The 22,718-nt window shown below is 54.0% G+C and carries 23 protein-coding genes and 3 tRNA genes; 8 read left to right on the top strand and 18 right to left on the bottom strand.

Going from position 1 to position 22,718, the window contains the following annotated elements; genetic code table 11:
• Positions 1–106: 106 nt before the first annotated feature.
• The gene (gene ldtE, locus AAIE02_RS05320) at positions 107–1,105 is read left to right on the top strand and encodes a L,D-transpeptidase LdtE (protein ID WP_166874780.1); all 999 of its coding nucleotides are present in this window, start codon (positions 107–109) and stop codon (positions 1,103–1,105) included.
• Between the two features lie 66 nt (positions 1,106–1,171).
• On the opposite strand, the gene AAIE02_RS05325 is transcribed toward ldtE, so the two are convergent.
• From AAIE02_RS05325 to AAIE02_RS05335, 3 genes are all read right to left on the bottom strand, one after another.
• Positions 1,172–1,408: a major outer membrane lipoprotein gene (locus AAIE02_RS05325; protein ID WP_008456504.1), complete on the bottom strand. Its 237-nt coding sequence runs from the start codon at positions 1,406–1,408 to the stop codon at positions 1,172–1,174.
• Between the two features lie 309 nt (positions 1,409–1,717).
• A complete protein-coding gene (gene pykF / locus AAIE02_RS05330) occupies positions 1,718–3,130 on the bottom strand; it encodes a pyruvate kinase PykF (protein ID WP_008456501.1) in 1,413 nt (470 codons plus the stop codon).
• A 371-nt stretch (positions 3,131–3,501) separates the two neighbouring features.
• Positions 3,502–3,578, bottom strand: a tRNA-Val gene (locus tag AAIE02_RS05335).
• Between the two features lie 215 nt (positions 3,579–3,793).
• Between AAIE02_RS05335 and AAIE02_RS05340 the strand changes: the two genes are divergently transcribed.
• Positions 3,794–4,894, top strand: a complete 1,101-nt coding sequence (locus tag AAIE02_RS05340) for an FAD-dependent oxidoreductase (RefSeq protein WP_498532112.1) — start codon at positions 3,794–3,796, stop codon at positions 4,892–4,894.
• A gap of 36 nt (positions 4,895–4,930) precedes the next feature.
• Here the strand turns inward: AAIE02_RS05340 and AAIE02_RS05345 are convergent, their stop codons facing one another.
• Positions 4,931–5,854: a LysR family transcriptional regulator gene (locus AAIE02_RS05345; protein ID WP_498532113.1), complete on the bottom strand. Its 924-nt coding sequence runs from the start codon at positions 5,852–5,854 to the stop codon at positions 4,931–4,933.
• A gap of 72 nt (positions 5,855–5,926) precedes the next feature.
• Between AAIE02_RS05345 and AAIE02_RS05350 the strand changes: the two genes are divergently transcribed.
• Positions 5,927–6,859, top strand: coding sequence for an alpha/beta hydrolase (locus AAIE02_RS05350; RefSeq protein WP_498532114.1), 933 nt, complete (start codon positions 5,927–5,929; stop codon positions 6,857–6,859).
• Positions 6,860–6,923: 64 nt separating this feature from the next.
• Positions 6,924–7,322, top strand: coding sequence for a RidA family protein (locus AAIE02_RS05355; protein ID WP_498532115.1), 399 nt, complete (start codon positions 6,924–6,926; stop codon positions 7,320–7,322).
• A 34-nt stretch (positions 7,323–7,356) separates the two neighbouring features.
• Here the strand turns inward: AAIE02_RS05355 and AAIE02_RS05360 are convergent, their stop codons facing one another.
• The 4 genes from AAIE02_RS05360 to mdtK form a co-directional block, all read right to left on the bottom strand.
• On the bottom strand, positions 7,357–7,497 hold the full coding sequence (locus tag AAIE02_RS05360) for a hypothetical protein (RefSeq protein ID WP_008456485.1): 141 nt from the start codon (positions 7,495–7,497) through the stop codon (positions 7,357–7,359).
• 200 nt (positions 7,498–7,697) lie between these two features.
• Positions 7,698–7,774 (bottom strand) — tRNA-Val (locus AAIE02_RS05365).
• 17 nt (positions 7,775–7,791) lie between these two features.
• Positions 7,792–7,868 (bottom strand) — tRNA-Val (locus AAIE02_RS05370).
• A 154-nt stretch (positions 7,869–8,022) separates the two neighbouring features.
• Entirely contained in the window at positions 8,023–9,396 is a 1,374-nt protein-coding gene (gene mdtK / locus AAIE02_RS05375) for an MdtK family multidrug efflux MATE transporter (RefSeq protein ID WP_498532116.1), read from the bottom strand.
• A gap of 237 nt (positions 9,397–9,633) precedes the next feature.
• Between mdtK and AAIE02_RS05380 the strand changes: the two genes are divergently transcribed.
• Positions 9,634–10,278, top strand: coding sequence for a riboflavin synthase subunit alpha (locus AAIE02_RS05380; RefSeq protein WP_336817672.1), 645 nt, complete (start codon positions 9,634–9,636; stop codon positions 10,276–10,278).
• Between the two features lie 59 nt (positions 10,279–10,337).
• Here AAIE02_RS05380 and AAIE02_RS05385 read toward each other — a convergent pair whose 3' ends face one another.
• From AAIE02_RS05385 to punC, 3 genes are all read right to left on the bottom strand, one after another.
• The gene (locus AAIE02_RS05385) at positions 10,338–11,729 is read right to left on the bottom strand and encodes a glycoside hydrolase family 1 protein (RefSeq protein WP_213715784.1); all 1,392 of its coding nucleotides are present in this window, start codon (positions 11,727–11,729) and stop codon (positions 10,338–10,340) included.
• Between the two features lie 226 nt (positions 11,730–11,955).
• Positions 11,956–13,104 (bottom strand): cyclopropane fatty acyl phospholipid synthase, encoded by a 1,149-nt coding sequence (cfa, locus tag AAIE02_RS05390; protein WP_166994113.1) that lies wholly within the window; start codon positions 13,102–13,104, stop codon positions 11,956–11,958.
• A gap of 296 nt (positions 13,105–13,400) precedes the next feature.
• The gene (punC, locus tag AAIE02_RS05395; RefSeq protein ID WP_498532117.1) at positions 13,401–14,603 is read right to left on the bottom strand and encodes a purine nucleoside transporter PunC; all 1,203 of its coding nucleotides are present in this window, start codon (positions 14,601–14,603) and stop codon (positions 13,401–13,403) included.
• Between the two features lie 114 nt (positions 14,604–14,717).
• On the opposite strand from punC, the gene punR reads away from it, so the two are divergent.
• Complete coding sequence (punR, locus tag AAIE02_RS05400; RefSeq protein ID WP_498532118.1) at positions 14,718–15,749, top strand: DNA-binding transcriptional activator PunR; 1,032 nt, start codon at positions 14,718–14,720, stop codon at positions 15,747–15,749.
• Here the strand turns inward: punR and purR are convergent.
• On the bottom strand, positions 15,652–16,677 hold the full coding sequence (purR, locus tag AAIE02_RS05405; protein ID WP_008456478.1) for an HTH-type transcriptional repressor PurR: 1,026 nt from the start codon (positions 16,675–16,677) through the stop codon (positions 15,652–15,654). The genes punR and purR overlap by 98 nt on opposite strands.
• 292 nt (positions 16,678–16,969) lie before the next feature.
• Between purR and cydH the strand changes: the two genes are divergently transcribed.
• The gene (cydH, locus tag AAIE02_RS05410) at positions 16,970–17,059 is read left to right on the top strand and encodes a cytochrome bd-I oxidase subunit CydH (protein WP_008456477.1); all 90 of its coding nucleotides are present in this window, start codon (positions 16,970–16,972) and stop codon (positions 17,057–17,059) included.
• An 82-nt stretch (positions 17,060–17,141) separates the two neighbouring features.
• Here cydH and sodB read toward each other — a convergent pair whose 3' ends face one another.
• Positions 17,142–17,723, bottom strand: coding sequence for a superoxide dismutase [Fe] (gene sodB, locus AAIE02_RS05415; RefSeq protein WP_498532119.1), 582 nt, complete (start codon positions 17,721–17,723; stop codon positions 17,142–17,144).
• A gap of 170 nt (positions 17,724–17,893) precedes the next feature.
• Complete coding sequence (locus AAIE02_RS05420; RefSeq protein WP_498532120.1) at positions 17,894–18,739, bottom strand: C40 family peptidase; 846 nt, start codon at positions 18,737–18,739, stop codon at positions 17,894–17,896.
• Between the two features lie 362 nt (positions 18,740–19,101).
• Here AAIE02_RS05420 and AAIE02_RS05425 point away from each other — a divergent pair, with 362 nt between their 5' ends.
• Positions 19,102–19,446: a Grx4 family monothiol glutaredoxin gene (locus AAIE02_RS05425; protein ID WP_008456474.1), complete on the top strand. Its 345-nt coding sequence runs from the start codon at positions 19,102–19,104 to the stop codon at positions 19,444–19,446.
• Positions 19,447–19,487: 41 nt separating this feature from the next.
• Here the strand turns inward: AAIE02_RS05425 and rnt are convergent, their stop codons facing one another.
• From rnt to AAIE02_RS05445, 4 genes are all read right to left on the bottom strand, one after another.
• Positions 19,488–20,147 (bottom strand): ribonuclease T, encoded by a 660-nt coding sequence (rnt, locus tag AAIE02_RS05430; RefSeq protein ID WP_008456473.1) that lies wholly within the window; start codon positions 20,145–20,147, stop codon positions 19,488–19,490.
• Between the two features lie 275 nt (positions 20,148–20,422).
• Positions 20,423–20,830 (bottom strand): lactoylglutathione lyase, encoded by a 408-nt coding sequence (gloA, locus tag AAIE02_RS05435; protein WP_039292495.1) that lies wholly within the window; start codon positions 20,828–20,830, stop codon positions 20,423–20,425.
• Between the two features lie 88 nt (positions 20,831–20,918).
• A complete protein-coding gene (locus tag AAIE02_RS05440; protein ID WP_336817668.1) occupies positions 20,919–22,016 on the bottom strand; it encodes an alkene reductase in 1,098 nt (365 codons plus the stop codon).
• A gap of 53 nt (positions 22,017–22,069) precedes the next feature.
• The gene (locus tag AAIE02_RS05445) at positions 22,070–22,669 is read right to left on the bottom strand and encodes a TetR/AcrR family transcriptional regulator (RefSeq protein WP_498532121.1); all 600 of its coding nucleotides are present in this window, start codon (positions 22,667–22,669) and stop codon (positions 22,070–22,072) included.
• Positions 22,670–22,718 lie beyond the last annotated feature (49 nt).

The following is a 22,718-nucleotide window of genomic DNA, read 5'->3' on the forward strand; positions in this document are numbered from 1 at the left end:
AGCTAAACTTAATCATACCTATGGTCCTGTTTTGCGAGGCGGTTTTCTGCCTCGCTTGTCTTTCAGCCTGCTGGCGCTCGCCAGCGCGACTACAGGAATAAAAAGTATGAAATACGCGTCTTTACTCACACTGGCCATTATCGGCGCTCTGAGCGCCATTCAGCCCGCTTTAGCCCTGGATTATCCCTTACCGCCGGAAGGCAGCCGCCTGATTGGCCAAAACCAGACTTATACCGTACAGGAAGGCGATCGTAACCTGCAGGCTATTGCCCGGCGTTTTGACACCGGTGCGATGCTGCTGCTGGAGGCCAATAACACCATTGCGCCAGTGCCTAAACCCGGCACGGTGCTAACCATCCCCAGCCAGCTGCTGCTGCCGGACGTGCCGCGCGAGGGGATTGTGGTGAATCTTGCCGAGCTGCGGCTGTATTACTTCCCGCCAGGACAAAACATTGTGCAGGTTTATCCGATTGGTATTGGTCTGCAGGGGCTGGAGACGCCGCTGATGACCACCAGGATTGGGCAAAAGATCCCCAACCCTACCTGGACACCTACCGCCGGTATTCGCCAGCGCTCCCTGGAAAAAGGGATCAAGCTGCCGCCCGTCGTGCCTGCCGGGCCTAATAACCCGCTGGGGAGATTCGCCATGCGGCTGGCCTACGGTAATGGCGAGTACCTGATTCACGGTACCAGCGCGCCGGACAGCGTGGGGCTGCGCGTCAGCTCCGGTTGTATCAGAATGAATGCCCCCGACATCAAAGCCCTGTTTGAGCAAACGAAAACTGGCACGACGGTGCGGGTGATTAACGATCCGGTGAAATTCTCCGTTGAGCCAAACGGCGTTCGCTACGTCGAAGTCCATCGGCCGCTTTCTCAGGATGAGCAGCAGAACACGCAGACTATGCCTTACGTGCTTCCCGCGGGCTTTAGCGAGTTCCGGGCCGGTAGCGGCGTGGAGAAAGCGTTAGTGGAGAAGGCGCTATACAGGCGTGCGGGGTATCCCGTTGTGGTCTCTGCGGGGCAAACACCTGCGGCAACGATGGCGGTGCAGTCGGCGAGGAATGGCGTGGTAAATGCAGAAGAGGCGACTAGCGCGACACAGTAGCCGGTGGGGATAAATGACAGGCAAAAAAAATGGCGCACATTGTGCGCCATTTTATACCAGTGACTCTTACTTACGGTAAGAGTGAGCCTGGTTGTCCAGACGCTGGTTAGCGCGAGCGGCGTCGTCTTTAGCAGCCTGAACGTCAGAACGCACTGCGTTCACGTCGTTGCTCAGCTGATCAACTTTAGCGTTCAGAGTCTGAACGTCAGAAGACAGTTGATCGATTTTAGCGTTAGAAGAACAACCTGCCAGCATAGTAGAAGCCAGGATTACCGCGCCCAGTACCAGTTTAGTACGATTCATTATTAATACCCTCTAGATTGAGTTAATCTCCATGTAGCGTTACAAGTATTACACAAAGTTTTTTGTGATGAGAATAATTTTTTGTCGGGAATACCCCTAAATTTGATCGTTCGCTCAAAGAAGCACCGAACGGAGCCGGAAAGTTAAAAAAAAGAGAGAAAACAGGGGAATTTCATCGGATTCATCTTAATTAAGAGTAAGCTTAAATAGTAAAATCCGATTTGCATTTTTATTAAGATCTGACTGCAAGTGATATAAAAAAAGCGCCCGGAGGCGCTTTTTTGTTAATTAAACTTGTTAACAAGTCAATTACAGAACATGGACCGAGGCGGTGTTAGTGGTGCCGCTTGGGACCAGCGCACCAGAAACCATCACCACGATATCGCCTTTACGAGCCAGGCCGCTTTCCAGCGCCACTTCTTTACCCAGGCGGTAGAAGTCGTCGGTGGAGGCAATTTCTTTCACCATCTGGGTGACAACGCCTTTGCTCAGCACCAGCTGGCGCGCGGTTACTTCGTTGGTGGTCAGCGCCAGAATAGTCGCGTTCGGGAAGTATTTACGCACGGCTTTAGCGGATTTACCGCCCTGGGTGGCAACCACGATCAGCGGGGCTTCCAGTTTTTCTGCGGTTTCAACGGCGCCACGGCAAACGGCTTCGGTGATGCGCAGTTTACGGCTGTCGTTGCTGTTGTCCAGGCGGCTGGTCATCACGCGGTCGGTACGCTCGCAGATAGTTGCCATGATGGTCACAGCTTCCAGCGGGTATTTACCTTTTGCAGACTCACCGGACAGCATCACTGCGTCGGTGCCGTCGATGATGGCGTTAGCAACGTCACCGGCTTCTGCGCGGGTAGGGCGCGGGTTTTTGATCATAGAGTCGAGCATCTGGGTTGCGGTAATAACCACTTTACGTGCACGAACGCATTTCTCGATCATCATCTTCTGCGCGAAGATAACTTCTTCCACCGGGATTTCTACGCCCAGGTCGCCACGAGCAACCATGATGCCGTCAGATGCTTCGAGGATTTCGTCGAAGTTGTTCAGGCCTTCCTGGTTTTCGATTTTGGAGATGATCTGGATCCTCTCGCCGCCGTGGGCTTTCAGGTGCTCACGAATTTCAACCACGTCAGAACGCTTACGGATGAAGGAGGCTGCCACGAAGTCAACGCCCTGTTCGCAGCCGAAGATCAGATCCTGTTTGTCTTTCTCAGCCAGCGCTGGCAGCGCGATGGACACGCCTGGCAGGTTAACGCCTTTGTTCTCACCGAGGTCGCCGTTGTTCAGCACTTTACAGATAACTTTGTTGCCTTCGATGGCGGTGACTTCCATGCCGATCAGGCCATCGTCCACCAGAACGGTGTTGCCCACGGTCAGGTCATTGGTGAAGCCTTCGTAGGTCACTGCGACGATTTCGCTGTTGCCAACCACGGATTTGTCGGTGGTGAAGGTAAAGGTCTGGCCTGCTTTCAGGGAGACGTCGTTACCGCCTTCCAGCTTGATGGTACGGATTTCTGGCCCTTTGGTGTCCAGCAGGATAGCGGCTTTTTTACCTGTTTTAGCAACAACGTTGCGCAGGTTTTTGATGCGCTGGCCGTGTTCTGCATAGTCACCGTGGGAGAAGTTCAGACGCATAACGTTCATGCCCGCGTCGAGCATTTTAGACAGCATCTCTTCGGATTCGGTTTTTGGACCGATGGTGCAAACGATTTTAGTCTTTTTCATGACAGTCTTATCTATAAGTTGAGGAGGAATGTTGAAATCGTGTTCCGGGAGACCGGGCTGCCGGAGCTTAAAAGAATACTGTGGTGTTGAAAGTGGCACCTGGTAAGGATAGGTGACAGAAATAAAGCGTGCAGAGGAAAGTGTGCTTGTGGTTCAGCAGGGGAAAGCGTTAGACGATGTTGTTGTATAAAAAAGGAGTCCAATGAGCTGAAACCATTCAAGTTAAGAACGGGCGTAGTATAGATAAATCTGGCTGGAAAAGGAATCAAAACCGTTGATTCAGCGACGGAGTGCACAGTTTTACAGCGAGTTGTTATCAGGGCGTTGCCAGATGTTTGAGCGTTTTCAGAGATGATGAAAATAAAAAGAAATGGTGCGTTCAATTGGACTCGAACCAACGACCCCCACCATGTCAAGGTGGTGCTCTAACCAACTGAGCTATGAACGCATTTAATACGATTTATAAAACGATAACCGACTGAATTGATTATTGTTTTATCTTCTTTGGTGAGAAGTGACAACATTATGACGGGCAATCGGGATGTTGACAAGCCCCGTAGAAACCGTCCGGTGAATGTTTGAGCTTTTTATGCTTGTTCTGGCTGGCGTTTCAATCTGGCTGCTGATAAAACCGTTTCTTCTCCGACAGTCAGAGGCATTTTTATGATAACCATTATTGGCGCTGGTGTAGCGGGGCCGCTGCTGGCGTACATGTTGCACCGCCAGGGTATTGCGGTCTGTATTCTCGAGGCTGATGCTTCTCTCGATTCACGCCATCAGGGTGGCATGCTCAATCTGAACGAAGGCACGGGTAAACCTGCACTTCGAGCGGCGGGATTGTATGAAGCCGCAATGGCTCTGGTGTTGGAGGGGGCGGATGCAACTCTGATGCGTGATAAAAACGGCCATATCTTGTATCAGGATGAAGGTGATGGCTCCCGCCCGGAAGTCGACCGCGGCGCGTTGCGCAAACTAGTGATAGAGGCGTTGCCCAAGGGGATCATTCGTTGGAACAGCCGGGTAAGGTCCGTCGAACGACAGGGCACAGGCTTTCTTCTCCGGCTAGAGAACAGCAGTACGCATGTTTGTGATGCCCTGATAGGCGCCGATGGTGCGTGGTCGAAAGTCAGGCCTTTGTTAACGGGACAGCAACCGCTTTATTCCGGAATAACCTTTGTTGAGCTGCGTTACCCGAACGTAAGTCAGCAATATCCTGCGGTGAAAGCGCTGGTGGGCAAGGGGTCGCTGTTTGCTTTGAGTGAAGGCCGGGGCATCATGGCTCACTGTGAACCTGGAGACGAGGTTTCAGCCTATGCCGCCATACCCGTACCGGAAGCGCAATCGCGCAGAACCTTTACTCGTGATGAATTGGCTGAACACTTCCGTGACTGGGGCGAATGCTACCGCGAGATGTTGATGCAAAGTGAGGGGCCGATGGTTGCCAGGCCAATCTATGTGTTACCTACCGCGGAGTTCTGGAAGGCAGCGGGAAATGTGACCCTGATTGGTGATGCCGCGCATGTTATGTCACCTTTTGCCGGGGAGGGCGTGAATCTGGCGATGGCGGATGCCGTCGATCTCGCCTATGCCATCATTTCCCAGCCTTCCAGCATGGAGGGTGCTTTTAAGGTATATCAGGAGGCAATGGCTGCACGAACCGTTCGTTTTCAGCAGGAGTCTGCCGCGAATTTTGCCATGGGGTTTGCGGCTGATGCGCCGCGGGAACTGCTGGGGTTATTCACCGGGTTAGGATCGCAGGATTAGGGCCTGTCATTCCCAAATCATTTCATCGGGATGTTGTTAATGGTCCATATGCTTCACCAGGCTGTCGATAAACAACCTCACTTTGGCTGCCAGATGTTTCCGATTAGGGTACACCACGTTCACGCTCAGTGGCGTGCCGTCTAATTCAGGCAGTACGGGCACCAGTGTGCCCTCTGCGACATCCCGGGCAACGAGAAAAGCTGGCAGGAAAGCGATGCCTAAGCCTGCAACAGCGGCGGCGCAAATAGCCTCTCCGCTGTCGAAGCGGATCCTGCTGTGCCCTTCAACCAACACGCTCTCATTGCTGGCCGTGAACAGCGTCCAGTTTGTCGTTTGAGGGCTCAGGCCGTAAATCAGCCGCTGGTGAAGGCGAAGATCTTCTGGCGAACCTGGTATACCTGAACTGGCCAGGTAGTCTGGGGAAGCAAACAGATGAGGGCGAATGCGCTGCACGGTTCGTGCAATAAGCTGCGAATCTTTCGGTAAATCACCCAGTCGGAGGCTGAGATCGAACCCCTCCGCGACGAGGTCCACCACGCGGTCGGTGAAATTGACTTCAATATCCAGTCTCGGGTAGGCCGCCATGAAGTGCTTCAGAAAAGGCAGAAGCACTACTTTGCCCCACGTTTCCGGGACGCTGAGCCGAAGCACTCCGCCGGGGCTGGAAAAATTCTGCCGGACACTCGCCTCTGCTTCTTCAATATCCTGCAAAATCTGTGCGCAGCGTTCATAAAAACCGTAGCCATCGCGGGTCAGGGCGACGCTTCGCGTCGTACGATGAAATAGCCGCGTTTCCAGCTGTGCTTCAAGGCGTGCAATCGCTTTTCCTGCGGCGGAACGGGTTAAGCCCAGCGCCTTTCCTCCGGCGACAAAGCTCCCGCTTTCCACGATAGCCACGAAAACTCGCAGGCTACCGAGATCGAGGTCTGAATGGCTTTTAGTGCCTGTGCGGAGTGACATTGGCGAACCTCTTTCGTCAAATCATTAAGCATAATCTTTTTTGTTTAATCACAGTAGACAATGGAGAAATAAATGCTTCCTGATAACGCACAGGCAGCCCTTATGGGCTGGATAAAAGCCGCCGGGCCGGTTGTGAAGAAGGTATATGGCCAGTCTGATGCTGACTGGAAAGCAGTTCGGGCTGACTATGTGAAGCAGCTGGATGAGTTGTTCCCTCCCGTGGAGGGCGTAACCTTTGCCGATGCCAGCCTGGGCGGTATTGGTGCGATGTTGGTCACGCCTGAGGAAGTCACTGAGGGTCGGGTGATGATTTATATTCATGGCGGAGGCTATGTTCACGGTGGGGTCGAAGCTTATCGGGGATTAACCGGGCGTTATGCTCGCGCCTTGAAGGCTAAAGTATATGCGGTAGATTATCGTCAGGCGCCTGAGTTTCCTTTCCCGACGCCAATCGATGATGTCTTTCAGGCCTACCGAGCCTTGCTTGAGCAGGGTACAAACCCGCGCTCGCTGATAATTTCAGGGGATTCTGCCGGTGGGGCGATGGTTGTCACGCTGATGCGTAAAGCGCGCGATGCTGGCCTGGCATTACCCGCCGCCGCAGTAGCTATTTCACCGTGGGCTAACTTAACGCATAGCGGCGTATCTGCAACGGTGCGGGATGGGCTGGACCCTTTATGCAGCGTAGCTTTCCTGAACCAACTGGCCCGAAGTTTCCTTGCCGGAGAGCTGCCCACACATCCGGATGCTTCTCCGGTTTTTGCCGATGTACAAGGCCTTTCTCCCACGCTGATACAGGTTGGTGAAAACGAGGTGATGCTGAGCGACGCCATTCGCCTTGCATCCCACATGAGTGAGAGCCGGGTTCGTACCACTCTAGAAGTTTGGCCGGAAATGTTTCACGTCTGGCATTTGTTTGCCGGGATATTGCCGGAGGCGGACCAGGCGCTACGAAACGCGATAAGATTCTTCGAAGATGCGCTAAACCCGGTCAACATCGGGTGAGATAAAAATGATTCATCTGCAGGCGCGTGAATTGCGCGCCTTTAAATAATGGGGAGAGACAGTCGTGTCAGACAGAGAAATTATTATGCCGCCTTCCATGCAAGTACTTGCTGAACGGGCGGGATATGCACCTGCGGTGGTGGTAGGTAACACGGTTTATTGTGCCGGGCAGGTTGGGCGCACGCCTGATTTGCAGGTGATAGCTGACCCAAGGGTGCAGTTTATGGCCTGCTGGGAAAACCTGCGTCTGGTCCTTCAGGCCGCGGGCTGCAACTTTGAAGACGTTGTGGAAATGACTACTTACCACGTAGACATGGAAGAACACATGGCTGTTTTTCGGGAGGTGAAAGACGAACTGTTTCCGCGGGGACACTGTGCCTGGACCTGCGTCGGCGTGTCTGAACTGGCTCGCCCGGGGCTGCTGGTGGAAGTGAAATGTATTGCCGTGAGAAGAACGGCGTAACATAAAAAAACCGGCTGAGTAAGCCGGTTTTTTATCAGATTTTGCAGGCGTCGCCGCAGTCGTCATCGGCCACAACGGCCTGAGCTTTTTTGTCTGCGTCTTCCTGGCGCTCGGCGTTGCGCGCTTCGGCTTCATCTAACCCGGAAAACACCAGATTATTGAGATCGATTTCCATAAGTTACCTGTCGTGGTTTAGTGAATGACTCGCTTTATGATATGCAACCTTTCGGGTTTTCGCATCCCCAAACACCGGCGGACGCTCAAAACGCTAAAAATGACGTTTTCATGCGCTACGGGCTTGCGTGTAAAAATGAAATTTGGAATTTATCAGCTTGAAGAAAAGCGGGTTAAAGAAGGGAACTGCTTTAGCAAATATGGTGCGTCCGAGTGGACTCGAACCACCGACCCCCACCATGTCAAGGTGGTGCTCTAACCAACTGAGCTACGGACGCACTGATATATTTGAAAATGGTGCGTTCAATTGGACTCGAACCAACGACCCCCACCATGTCAAGGTGGTGCTCTAACCAACTGAGCTATGAACGCATTGTTGTCTTGGCGACAGCGGGGACGAATATTAGCGATACACCTCGGGGCTTGCAAGGGAAAACTCGCAATTTTATTCCAGATTTCACACGATTGCCGAGCATCTGCGCAGAATGGAGAGAAAGTAGCCGCGGATGCGGCTACCGTTGTTTAATTAACGAGCGGCGCGCTGCAGGATTGTGACGGAAGGCTGACGCTGCAGCCAACGCATACGCAACATCATCATGACCGCGGCGGAAGTCAGGCCGATAATAAAGCCGATCCAGAACCCGGCCGGGCCCATCGGTTCGACGACCCAGTCGGTTAGCCCCAGAATATAGCCGGCTGGCAGCCCCAGCACCCAGTACGCGATGAACGTAATAAAGAAGATCGAGCGGGTATCTTTGTAGCCACGCAGAACGCCGCTGCCAATCACCTGGATTGAGTCGGATATCTGGTAAATGGCTGCCAGCAGCATCAGATGCGCCGCCAGCGCGACAACTGCCGGATTGTCGTTGTACAGCAGAGCAATGTGCTCCCGGAAAATAACGGTAAACAACGCGGTGCACATCGCCAGGCAAATGGCCACGCCAACCCCGGTGCGGGCGGCGATTTGTGCATCCAGGGTTGAGCCCTGCCCAAGACGGAAACCGACGCGAATAGTCACCGCGGCCCCTAAAGAGAGCGGCAGCACAAACATCAGCGAGCTGAAGTTGAGGGCAATCTGGTGCCCGGCAACGTCGGTGATACCCAGCGGGGAAACCAGCAGGGCGACAACGGCAAACAGCGTAACTTCAAAGAACAACGCCAGGGCAATCGGCAGTCCGAGCTGGCTCAGGCGCTTGACCACCGCCCAGTCCGGCTTGCTGAAACCTTCCGGGTTTTTGATGTCGCGCATCGAACGCGCTTTTTTGATGTAAGACAGCATGCTGAAGAACATCACCCAGTATACCGCCGCCGTTGCCACGCCGCAGCCCACGCCGCCCAGTTCGGGCATGCCGAAATGGCCATAAATGAAGACGTAGTTGACCGGAATATTGACCAGCAGGCCGATAAAGCCCATCACCATACCTGGCTTGGTTTTGGCCAGGCCTTCGCACTGGTTACGTCCTACCTGGAAGAACAGGTAACCTGGCGCCCCCCACAGCAGTGCTCGGAGATAGCGAACGGCTTTATCCGCCAGTTCAGGATCGATATTGTGCATAGCGTGAATGATATGGCCCGCGTTCCACAACACCACCATCACCAGCACGGAAACCATGCCAGCCAGCCAGAACCCCTGGCGAACCTGGTGCGCAATGCGGTCACGTCGCGCCGAACCGTTGAGTTGCGCAACGGTTGGCGTTAAGGCCAATAGCAGCCCGTGGCCGAACAGAATAGCGGGCAGCCAGATGGAGGTGCCGATCGCCACGGCGGCCATGTCGGTAGCGCTGTAGCCGCCGGCCATCACGGTATCGACGAATCCCATTGCAGTTTGAGCGACCTGCGCGATGATGACAGGTATCGCCAGGGCAAGGAGCTGGCGAGCTTCGGTGAGGTACTTCTGCATGATTACACCTGATTATTTTTATATGTATGAGAGACTAAAAAAGCCGCCAAAACAGGCAGCAAGAAGATGAACTGGGGAAATAACCAGTCTATTGTAGCGGGAGTTTATTTATACGCCAGTCAAAAATAGAGCCAGCGCACGCCCCGCACTGGCAAGCTGATTTTCCAACTGCTAAAGTGCGAAAATGTCTGTTAATGGCGGTAGCGTTACCGTCTGCGAATTGCCAGGAGTTTTTAGATGTTTACAGGTATTGTGCAGGGCACGGCGACCCTGATTTCCATCGATGAGAAACCGAATTTCCGCACCCACGTTATTGATATGCCGACTGAAATGCTGCCAGACCTCGAAACCGGGGCTTCGGTGGCGCATAACGGCTGCTGCCTGACGGTAACCGAAATCAACGGCAATCACGTTAGCTTTGATTTGATGAAAGAGACGTTGCGCATCACCAACCTCGGTGAGCTAAGCGTGGGCGACAGCGTGAACGTTGAGCGTGCTGCCAAATTTAATGACGAAATCGGCGGACATTTAATGTCGGGTCATATTATGACCACGGCCGAAATTTCAAAAATCCTGACCTCAGAAAATAACCGCCAAATCTGGTTTAAGATTCAGGATAAGACCCTGATGAAATATATCCTTTATAAAGGTTATGTGGGCATCGACGGGATCAGCCTGACGGTGGGCGAGGTGACCGCCACGCGTTTTTGCGTGCATCTGATCCCTGAAACACTGGAGCGCACTACGCTTGGTGCTAAAAAACTGGGGCAGCGCGTGAACATTGAAATTGACCCGCAGACCCAGGCAATTGTCGACACCGTTGAACGCGTGCTGGCTAGCCGTGAAGCGGCAATAGCAGCGGCGATTCCCGCTAGCGAATAAACATTCTTCAGCCATAAAAAACGGGGCCAGTTGGCCCCGTTTCTCGTTCTTAACCAGGATTAATCTTCTTCGTTAAACCCGTTTTCGACTGCAGTTTTCATAAACCACTCGCCGCTTTTCTTAATCGTGCGCTGCTGGGTATTAAGATCCAGCGACACAAAGCCATAGCGGTTTTTGTAGGCGTTGCACCATGACCAGTTATCGATAAATGTCCACATGTGGTAACCAAGGCAGTTGCTGCCCTCGCTGATGCCCTTATGCAGCCACTTCAGGTGGTCACGAACGAAATCAATCCGGTAATCATCGTTGATTTGGCCGTTGTCGATAAAGCGCTGTTCGTTTTCGACGCCCATGCCGTTTTCTGAAATATAGCAGGCCGGGTTGCCGTAATTTTCACGCAGATTGGTGAGAATATCGTAGATCCCGCGCTCGTAGATTTCCCAGCCACGATAAGGGTTCATTTTGCGACCCGGCATTTCGTAGGACTCAAAGAACCACTCCGGCATAAACGGACTTTCCGGGTTAACCAGCGTGTCGCGACACTTAATGCGGCGCGGCTGGTAGTAGTTAATCCCCAGTAAGTCTACGACGCCCGCAGCGAGCAGGGCTTTGTCCTCAGGCTGACAGGCAGGAAGTTTATCGTGCTCTTTCAGGAACGCGACCAGCTCAGCAGGATATTCACCGCGCAGTGCCGGGTCGAGGAAACTGCGGTTAAACATCAGGTCGGCCAGGTTGGCGGCCTTTACGTCAGCCGGGTTTTGCGAACGAGGGTAAGATGGTGTCAGGTTGAGAATGATGCCAATCTGGCCGTCATCGCTGCGGGCATGGTAAGCCTTGACCGCTTTAGCGTGGGCAAGCATGGTGTGGTAAGCGACGGTCACCGCGCGGTTGAAATCCACCACGTTAGGGTAGTGGTAGTCATAGAGGTAGCCGCATTCAACCGGAACAACCGGCTCGTTGAAGGTAAACCAGTGCTTCACGCGATCGCCGAAAAGCTCGAAACAGGTATTGGCGTAGGCGGCGTAGGCGTCAACCACTTCACGGCTTTCCCAGCCGCCTTTTTCCTGCATCACCATGGGCATATCAAAGTGGTACAGGTTGATAAATGGCTTAATGCCCTGAGCCAACAGTTCGTCAATCACCTGGTTATAGAACTCAACCGCCAGCGGGTTGACTTCACCCGTGCCCTCGGGAATCAGACGAGCCCAGGAAATGGAGGTGCGGAAAGTATTGTGATTGAGCTTTTTCAGCAGGGCGATGTCTTGCTTCCAGCGCTGATAAAAAGTTGAGGTGTTTTGCGGCCCGACGCCGTGGTGGAAACGGTTAGGCTGCTCGGCGAACCATCGGTCCCAGATGGTTTCAGATTTGCCAAAGTTCAGCGCTTCGCCCTCGGTTTGTGGGCCGGAGGCTGCGCTGCCCCACCAGAAATGCTCAGGAAATGCGTATTTCATCGTTGTCCTCACGGTCTGACCTGCCATCTCCGACAGGCAATCATTGATACGGCTAATGCCCAGATTGTCTGTGATTGATGAAACCGGTTTCCATCCCAGGAAATGATATCTGTTAAGCAGATCAAGCCGCTAAGCGCAGGCAGGGCTAAACCTGTGAGGTTAATCACATTGGTGCGCAAAGAGAGACAATTGCAAAGAAGAAAACCCGGCATTCACCGGGTCTGTTTTAACGGGGTACGCGCAGGCCGTGCTCAATGCCCCGGCTGAAAACAACCTGCCAGAGCTGAATGTCGCGCGCCCGGAAAGCGCCGGCGCAGGCATTCAGGTAGTAGCTAAACATCCTTTTAAAGCGCTCAGAATAGTTGCCTTCGATTTCTGACCAGGTTGCCAGAAAACGCTCGTGCCAGGCCATCAGCGTTTTGTCATAGTCGGCGCCGAAGTTGTGCCAGTCTTCCATCACAAAATGCGGTTCGCTGGCCTCGGCAATCTGCCGCACCGACGGCAGGCAGCCATTAGGGAAAATGTACTTATTGATCCACGGATCGACATTATTGTCGGTCTTTTTAGAACCTATTGTGTGTAGCAGGAAAATGCCGTCCGGCTTGAGGTTGCGGTCGGCAACGTCAAAGTAGGTGGCATAATTTTTAGGCCCGACGTGCTCAAACATGCCGACGGAAACAATGCGGTCAAATTGTTCGTTCAGGTCGCGGTAGTCCTGTAAAAGGATGGTGACATCCAGGCCTTTGCAACGCGCCTGCGCCATTTTTTGCTGTTCTGCTGAGATAGTCACACCAAAGACGGATACGCCATAGTTGCGTGCTGCAAACTCGGCCAGACCGCCCCAGCCGCAGCCGATATCCAGCAGCTTCATACCGGGTTTCAGCTGCAGCTTTTCGCAGATCATTTTGAGCTTGGCATCCTGAGCGTCGCTGAGATTTGTCGCGTCTTTCCAGTAACCGCAGGAGTATTGCATGTGCTTGTCCAGCATCCGGCTGAACAGATCGTTGCCAAGATCGTAATGCTCTTTCCCGACTATCCATGCGCGCTTTTTAGACTGCAGGTTAACCAGTCTTGCCGCCGCAATGCGCAGGGTATCTTTGAAATGGTGGGGGAGTTGGTTTTCCAGCCCGGCACGCAGGACTTTAGTGAAAAAGATATCCAGCCGTTCACATTCCCACCAGCCGTCCATATAGCTTTCGCCAAGGCCGAGAGAACCTTCCTGCAGAACGCGTTTAAAAAAGTTCGGGTTTTTGACCTGAATATCAAAGGGGTTTGGGCCGTTGAGGGTGATACCTGCCCGGCTCAGCATTTCATTTGCGATACGATACCATTCGTTATCTCGTACGCTCACTTCTTCTATACACGATGAACTCATAGCTTCTCCATCACCTTGTTGTGATCAGAACCTTAAAACAGCGTAGACGCTATTCCCGGCTTGTGAGAACTCTCACGGAAAATTCCGCGTGCCTGATATCCGACGTAGAACAGAGAAAGGGGGGATTCTCCCTTACTGAAAGGCCATCCATGGAAAAACGGAAGCGCTCCGGCTTCCGCAAAATAAAATTGATAAGGCTTATCGTAGAACCGCAATTACTATAAGCCCGTTTAATTGAGGGTTCAATGGAATATTGTTAGCAAGCTAATCACACAACATTCACATTATCATGCAGGTTACTGTGCGCGGGACAGCTCGATGTGGCCCTTGTTGGGTGCTTCGCGTTGGGACGCGAGTTGCAGGGCATAGCCCAGACCAGCAAGCAGGACTGTCGCCAGCATCACGCTGGTGGTGGTCAGCAGCGGCGTAGTGACCAGCCAGGAAACCATTAAGCTTGCCAGGAAGCAAAGCCCAAGCTGCAGGGTGTTTTGCAGGGCTGCGGCTTTCCCGGTTGCCTGCGGGAAAGGCAGCAGGGCCGAGGACACCACGATAGGGTAGATGGCGCCGTTCGCCGCGGCCATCACGCAGAACGGAATAAGCAGCAGCGTCAGATCAGCATGGCCGCTCACCGCCACGCCCCAGGTGGCGACCACGCTCAGGGTATACAGCGCCAGCAGCCACGGAAGTAGCTGTTTGCCACTCCACTTTTGCAGCGCGCTGCGGCAGCCATAGCCACCAACCAGGAAAGCGACAGTCTGCGGCATGTAGCTCAGGCCAATCGCCGCGGGGCTGTAGCCCATCTCATTCAGAATAAATGGCGAGCCGGTAAGCCAGGCGAAAAAGCTGGCGGAACAGGCGGCGTAAATCAGCACGTTGCCACCGTAAACGCGGGAACGTAATAAAGAGAAGAAGCTGACTTTATTGTCTTCGGTTTGCCCGTGGTGCTGAGTCCGGGGCTTGAGGCGCAGCGTGGGGATCATCAGCAGCAAAGCGACGGCGAACAGCACGGCAAAAATAGCCTGCCATTCAAAATGGTTCAGCAGCCAACTGCCGAGCAGCGGGGCCAGCGCCGGAGAAAGCCCGACCAGCGGCATGATGGTGGCAAAAATGCGGCCAGCGCGGTTGGCGGGATAATAATCAGTCACCAGGGCCTGCCAGCTAACGGCGGCTGAGCAAACGCCCACGGCCTGAACAAAGCGCAGCACCAGCAGCGTGGTGGCATCCTGCACCCAAAGCATTCCGATACAGCCGGCGGCAAACATGGCCAGGCCAATCAACAGCACAGGTTTACGCCCGAAGCGGTCGGAAAGCGGGCCCCAGATTAGCTGGGCAAAAGCAAAGCCGGCGAGGAACAGGCTCAGGCTGGCACTCACGGCGGAGGCGGTGGTACCCAGATCTTGTTGAATGGCGGCAAAGGCGGGCAGGTACATGTCGGTGGCCAGGAAACCCAGCACGCTCAGCCCCGCAAGCCAGATAAGAAATCCCTTTGATGGTTGCATATTTCACTCTTGATTTTGATAGCAGGTTAACGGGGCAGGAGTCTACGGAGTGCAAAACCGCTTGTGAAACGCTAATATTTGCAAATTGCATTCAAATTTTTTGCAGGCAGAAATATGTGGTCTGAATATTCGCTGGAAGTGGTTGATGCCGTGGCGCGAAACGGCAGCTTTAGCGGTGCAGCCCTGGAGCTGCATCGCGTGCCTTCTGCCATCAGCTACACGGTGCGTCAGCTTGAAGAGTGGCTGGCCGTGCCGCTGTTTGAACGGCGTCATCGGGACGTTGAACTGACCGCCGCCGGGGCGTTTTTTCTCAAAGAAGGTCGGTCTGTTATCAAAAAAATGATGGCAACGCGCCAGCAGTGCCAGCAGATAGCCAACGGCTGGCGTGGGCACCTGTCCATTGCGGTAGACAATATCGTTAAACCTGAGCGTACTCGCCAGCTGGTGCTGGATTTTTATCGTCATTTCCCGGATATCGAGTTAAGGGTTTCCCAGGAAGTGTTCAACGGCGTGTGGGATGCGCTTGCCGACGGGCGAGTTGAGGCGGCGATTGGCGCCACGCAGGCTATCCCGGTCGGGGGGCGTTACGCTTTTCGGGACATGGGGGCGCTAAGCTGGCGCTGCGTGGTTTCCGCTGACCATCCGCTTGCGCAACGGGAAGGTATCATTCTGGATGATGACATTCGTCCCTGGCCATCCCTTGTGCTGGAAGACACATCCCGTTCGTTACCCAAGCGCATTACCTGGCTGCTGGACAACCAACGCCGCGTGGTGGTGCCGGACTGGGCGTCGGGGGCGGATTGCCTGACGGCGGGATTATGCATTGGTATGGTGCCGACGCACATTGCCCAGCCGTGGCTCGTCAGGGGCGACTGGAAAGAGCTGATGCTGGAGAATCCATTCCCGGACGCGGCCTGCTGCTTAACCTGGCGGCAGGATGATGCTTCGCCCGCTTTGAGCTGGCTGCTGGACTATTTGGGTGACAGTGAGACGATGAATCAGGAGTGGCTGCAGGAGCCGGGTAACACATTCCCGGCCCCGAAGAGGCTTAGCGGCGGTAATCGCGGAACGGGCCGTCGGCAACCGAGCGGCGTTCAATCAGACGAGGATGGACTTCAATCGTCTGCGACTCTTCGCGCTTATTAATGATGCGGTCGAGCAGCATGTTAAACGCTGTTTCGCCCAAACGCTCTTTCGGCTGGTGGATTGTGGTCAGCGCTGGAGAGAAATAGCGGGCGTTGCGCACGTTGTCGTAGCCGATGATAGAAATGTCCTGCGGCACGCGCAGCCCCATTTCGTCTGCGGCGCAAATTGCACCCATCGCCATAATATCGCCGCCGCAGAAAACGGCGGTAGGGCGATGCGGCTGGTTAAGCAGTTGCTGCATGGCGCGATAACCAGACTCTGGTTCGAAATCACCCTGAACCACCCAGTTATCCGGCACTTTGATATTGGCTTCTTCAAGCGCCTTCAGGAACCCTGCATGGCGGCCGCCGCCGGTATTTCGCTCCAGCTGACCCGGAATAGCACCGATATCGCGATGGCCACGTTCAATCAGGTAGCGGCCCGCAAGGTAGCCGCCGTGGAAGGCGTTATCGACCACGGAATCGGTAAAGTCCGCACGAGCTTCGCCCCAGTCCATCACCACCATCGGAATATGGCGGTACTCTTCCAGGGTTGAAAGCAGCGTCTCAGGGTATTCGGAACACATGACCAGCAGCCCATCCACGCGTTTTTGCGCCATCATGGACAGGTAAGCGCGCTGCTTTTCAAAGTTGTTGTGCGCGTTACCCAGAATCAGGGTGTAGCCCTTGGCGAAACAGCTGTTCTCAACGGATTCAATAATTTCCGCAAAATAAGGGGCTTCGCTTGAGGTGGCAAGCAGGCCGATGGATTTGGTGTGGTTGACCTTCAGGCTGCGAGCCACGGCGCTAGGCGAATAGTGCAGCTCTTTGATGGCTGCCCAGACGGCGTTGCGTGTCTCTTCCGCCACAAAACGGGTCTTGTTAATGACATGTGACACAGTGGTAGTGGAAACGTTTGCGCGCTTCGCTACGTCCTTAATCGTTGCCATTAGATGTCACTCCAGACCATATCGTAAACTCCTGATAACTCATGTGTTAAACGTTTGCCTTCGCTAACTCCTGGGGCAACACGTTGGTTGCAGGCCTGTCGGGGATGCGACATACAGCGGGAGGAGGGCGTTGCCGGGCGATACGCGGTAAATTAGCGAAGGATTTTGGCTTATCCCGGGGCAAAGTGGAAGAGGGAAAACCGATATCTGTGCAAATCCAGCAGGATTTTTATCGCTAATTGTGGGAAAATCACCCCACATACACTTTGTAGGGAAATAAAAGGAGCTTACGATGAGTACCGATCTGAAGTTTTCCGTGGTGACTACGGTTATCGTACTGAGTCTGATTGTTGCCGGGGCGCTAACCGCCGTCCTGCACTGATTTACAAAGGGCCGCTTTCGCGGCCCTTCTCGTATATAGAAGAAAAGCGTTGCTTCCCTCCTTCGTGGTTAACCGCTAAAAATCAGCCCGCCAGGTTTTGCGCAATAAATTCCCAGTTGACCAGCGCCCAGAAGTGGTCGAGATAAACCGGGCGCGCGTTGCGGTAATCGATGTAGTAAGCATGTTCCCATACGTCCACGGTCAGCAGCGGTTTTGCTCCGGTTGTTAATGGGGTACCTGCGTTAGAGGTCGAGACGATAGCCAGGCTGCCGTCGCTATTTTTCACCAGCCATGTCCAGCCGGAGCCGAAGTTTTTGATGGCCGCTTCGGTGAACTGCTTTTTAAAGGCTTCCACGCTGCCAAAAGCGTGGTTGATGGCTGCCAGCACGTCACCGGTCGGCTCCCCGCCGGCATTCGGCGCCAGGCAGTGCCAGTAGAACGTATGGTTCCAGACCTGGGCCGCGTTATTGAAGATCCCGCCGTCAGATCCTGTCACGATCTCTTCCAGCGTTTTACCTTCAAACGGGCTGCCTTTGATCAGATTATTCAGGTTAGTGACGTAGGTCTGGTGATGTTTGCCGTAATGGTATTCGAGTGTTTCGGCTGAGATATGCGGTGCCAGCGCATCTTTGGCATAGGGCAGGGCGGGTAGTTCGAACGACATGGCTTCACTCCTTGTTATTTTGCTTCACAATATAACTACATTTTGTGTGGTTATAAGGTTAGCAAATTACGAGAGTGCAAAAAAGCGCAATGAAACAACAAAATAAAACAGCCCGTGCCGGGCTGTTAATATTTTAATCAGTCTGATTAGCCCGAAAGGGCGCGATAAGATTAACGAATAGTTTTTGGCGTCATGACCCGGCGGGCGCCCACGTAATGGCGCTGCCAGTAATCTTCGCTCAGGGAGGTGATCTGAATATCGCGGCCGCTGCGCGGGGACTGAATAAACTTCCCGTTGCCAACGTAGACGCCAACGTGATCGGCGGTGCCACGGCCCTGGGTACGGAAGAACACCAGGTCACCGCTTTCCAGTTCGCCGCGGTCAACGGAGGAGGCATCGCGCAGGTGATACATTTCATTGGCGGTGCGTGGAATACGGATATTCACCAGATCTTTATAAGCGTAATAAATCAGCCCGCTGCAGTCGAAACCTGTGCGTGGGGAAGTACCTCCCCAGCGATACGGTTTTCCAATTTGCCCCATCAGCTTGTTCATGGCCGTTTTTTGCGCTTTCTGCACGCGCACTTTATGCGCCTGCGCGATGGTCAGATTTTTTTCCGACTTCACCTTAACGCACTGCTTTTTATGCCCTTTACGATGAGTGCATCTTTCAGTGTAGGCAACGGTGGCTGAGGCTGGCTGTAGGGCTAATTTCTGCGAGGTTTTTTTGCTGCTAGTTTTAGCGAGGGTGCTGCTTTTGCCTGAGGTGGTGTGTTTTGCCACTTTGGCTTTCGCCGGTGAGGTTGTTTTTTTACCGGACTTCTTTGTGGAGGCTGTGCTGACCTTCGGTTTTGCTTTTTCTTTGCCCTTGTTGCTTTTACTGGTTGTTGTCTTGGCCGGATGGCCTTTTTGTGCAACAGGATGGCGGGCGTGCTCGGACGCCTGCGCCAAAGGTGTATAGGGCAAAGCAAATAGCAGAGCACATAGCGTGATAGAGATTTTATTTATCCGCGCCACTCGTCAATCCCCTGATAAATGAAGACACGATGCTAACCATCATGCCTGCGTATGATTTTTGCGAAACCCGACGATTCTAATGCATAAAAGCCGATAATGTTAATAGGCAAATACTATTTAACGGTCAAAAGTGTAAGCTATAGCTAAAAAATTAGCCATTCCAGGGTGTTATCCGCTGTTTAATTGATCTTGAATGAAGCAAATTGCTCATTTTCGCGCGCCGTAAAAGTGTTATTCTTAAGGTATGTTTGCGCGCCAGGCGGGGGAAAGAGAAACCCTGATAAAAATGGTGTTTTCTGCCCGGGGCGCAACTGGCTACAATGGCAGGCTATTGCCGTATCAAGGTTTGAGGAAGCAAGACAATGAGCACTATTGAAAAAATTCAACGCCAGATCGCTGAGAACCCGATTCTTCTCTATATGAAAGGTTCCCCGAAGCTGCCGAGCTGCGGCTTCTCCGCTCAGGCCGTTCAGGCGCTGTCCGCCTGCGGTGAGCGTTTCGCCTATGTGGATATTCTGCAGAACCCGGACATTCGTGCTGAGCTGCCAAAATACGCTAACTGGCCAACGTTTCCGCAGCTGTGGGTGGACGGTGAGCTGGTCGGCGGCTGCGACATCATCATCGAGATGTACCAGCGCGGCGAACTGCAGGCGCTGATCAAAGAGACTGCAGAGAAGCACAAATCTGAAGAGCCAGGCGCAGAATAATTTCGCCAGCCAGTAAAAAAGCGACCCTCAGGTCGCTTTTTTTATGCTTCAGATTCCGGTTCGTCGGCCAGCGGCAGCGGCCAGCCGCCGAGGCGCTTCCAACGGTTGACTATTTCGCAGAACAGCAGGGCGGTTTGCTCGGTGTCGTACAGGGCGGAGTGGGCCTGCGAGCTGTCAAACTTCTGGCCTGCGGCGATGCAGGCTTTGGCCAGCACGGTTTGCCCCAGTACGAGGCCGCTCAGGGCCGCGGTATCAAACGTCACAAACGGGTGGAACGGGTTGCGTTTCAAAGAGGCTCGCTCTGCCGCCGCCATCATAAAGCTGTGGTCGAACGTGGCGTTGTGCGCCACCATAATCGCCCGGCTGCAGCCGCTGTCTTTAATGCCTTTTCGCACGGTTTTGAAAATCGCGTGCAGGGCATCGTATTCGCTGACGGCACCACGCAGGGGGTTATGCGGGTCAATACCGTTGAACGCCAGGGCTTCAGGCTGCAGGTTCGCGCCCTCAAACGGATCGACATGGAAGTGCAGCGTTTCGTCGGGGGATAACCAGCCGTCTTCATCCATCTTCAGGGTAACGGCGGCGATTTCCAGTAACGCATCGGTTTTAGCGTTAAAACCTGCGGTTTCAACGTCGATCACTACCGGATAAAAACCACGAAAACGGTCGCACAGGCCATGCAATTGCGTGTTGTCTGACATCAGCTTCTCTTAATACGGGGAAAATGCAGCGCGCATTATGGCAAATTTCGGGGAGTGTTGCAGTAAAGGCCGCACAACGTGCGCCTTCAGGGTGTGGATAACTCCCCAATAATAGGAGAGGCGGCCCGAAGTCATTATGAAATAAACCAGAAAAATCAATTCATTGATTTTCATCTGTTAACCACAAAGAGGGAAAAACCACGCTTTTTCCCTCTTTAGTTAGCAACAATCAGGGCGCACAACACGCCCCTTGTTTGACGCTAATCGCCTGAAAATCAGTTACCCAGGCCTTTGCCCGCGTGCTTCTCTTCGATCAGCTCGATTTTGTAACCGTCCGGATCTTCAACAAAAGCGATAACGGTGGTGCCGCCTTTTACCGGGCCGGCTTCACGGGTCACGTTGCCGCCGTTATTGCGAATGCGTTCACAGGCGTCTGCGGCGTTATCCACGCTCAGCGCGATGTGGCCGTAAGCGGTGCCCAGCTCATAGCTGTCCACGCCCCAGTTATAGGTCAGTTCGATAACCGCCGTGTCGCTTTCATCGCCATAGCCGACAAACGCGAGAGAGTATTTGTACTCGGTGTTTTCGCTGGTACGCAGCAGTTTCATGCCCAGCACTTTGGTGTAAAACTCGATGGAGCGTTGCAGGTCGCCAACGCGCAGCATGGTATGAAGTAGACGCATAAAATCCTCGTCGAATGAGACAGTTATTTCTGGAGTCGTTGAGTATAGCGGCGTTTGCGCGCCGCTATCAATGAAAGGTACTGCGGAGTTACAGCGTTGGGTAGTCGGTGTAGCCTTCCGCGCCGCCGCCATAGAAGGACTCTGGGCGCTGTGGGTTCAGCTCGGCATTTTTGTGCAGACGAGCGACCAGGTCCGGGTTGGCAATGAACGAACGGCCAAACGCGACGGCGTCGATCAGGCCTTTGCCGATCAGATCTTCCGCTTTCTCCGGGGTATAGGCGCCAGCGCCAACGATCACACCGCTAAAACGCTCACGGACTTTGGCACGGAATGCCTCGGTGTACGGTTCGCCACCGGCCCAGTCCGGCTCGGACATATGCAGATAAGCAATGCCGCGTTTGCCCAGCTCTTCAATCAGGTACAGCGCGTCAGCCTCTTCGTCCGGGCCGTTGTCCACGTTCTGGAAGGAGCCAATCGGTGATACGCGGATCCCGATGCGGTCGGCACCCCATTCTTTGATCCCGGCATCAACCACTTCCAGCACCAGGCGAGCGCGGTTCTCGCGGCTGCCGCCATATTCGTCGGTACGGTGGTTAGAAGAAGGAGACAGGAACTGGTGCAGCAGATAGCCGTGGGCAGAGTGCAGCTCAACCAGGTCAAAACCGGCGTCACGTGCATTGCCAATTGCCTGGCGGAAGTCATCCACGATGCCCGGAATTTCGTTCAGTTCCAGCGCGCGAGGCATGGAAGTATCTTCGCGAACGGCGTTGCCGTTTTCGTCACGCAGGGAGGTACGGGTCCCGGCACTCAGCGCGGAAGGCGCGACCGGAGCCTGCTGGCCTGGCTGGAGGGTAAAGTGGGAAATACGGCCGGTGTGCCACAGCTGCACCGCCATGTGGCCTTTTTCAGCGTGCACGCCAGCGGTGATTTTTTTCCACGCGGCGATTTGCTCTTCGCTGTGCAGGCCCGGAGCGCCGGCGTAGCCTTTAGCCTGGGCGGACATCTGGGTTGCTTCGCTGATGATAAGCCCGGCGCTGGCGCGCTGGCGGTAATATTCGCCCATCAGCGGGGTTGGGATATCCCCTGGCTCAATACTGCGCAGGCGCGTCAGCGGAGCCATAAAGATACGGTTTGGTACGGTAATAGCGCCAACTTTGAGCGGCGTAAACAGTTTATCTGCTGACATGGTGTTTCCTCAAGTAGACCGGTCGTCTAGTAATTCAGTAAATAAAAAACCTGTCAGGCGACAGGTTCTGCCAATAGGATTCTTACGTGTGCCAGCGCGCTTTCCAGCGGCAGCGCGCTGCGGGAAATTTTTGCCTGCAGGCTGGCGCCTACCCACAGCGAGTACAGCACCATGGCCTGCTCGAGCGCTTCGCCTTCAAAGCGCAGGCTTTTTTCGCTGCGGCCTTTCTCCAGGGCATCAGCAAGCAGAGTGATTAGCTGTGAGCCGCCGTTATTCAGCGCGCCGCGCATATCTTCCGAAAGATCGCAGACTTCTGCTGAAAGTTTCACTATCAGACAGTTACTCAGGTTTCCGCTCTGGCAGAAGTAGCTCAGCATATCCTGGTACCACTTCAGCAGGCGCTGGCGATAATTGCCTTCGCCGTGCGAAAAGTGTTCCGCCACGCGCAGATTAGAAGCCTGGTAATAGCGCTCCAGCATTGCCACGCCAAACGCTTCTTTTGAGCGGAAGTAGTGGTAGAAAGAGCCTTTGGGCACTTCTGCGGTGCGCAACAATTCGCTTAACCCCATGCCGGTAAAGCCCCGGGCAAGGCACAGCCGCTCGCCAATGGCGAGGAGATGTTCGCGAGTGTCGTGTTCAGGATGTCGATTCATGCACTCAAATGTAGTAGACCAGTCAGTCTAATGCAATAGGCGGCGGCCA

The organism is Cedecea sp. Ae19-4, from assembly GCF_059801165.1.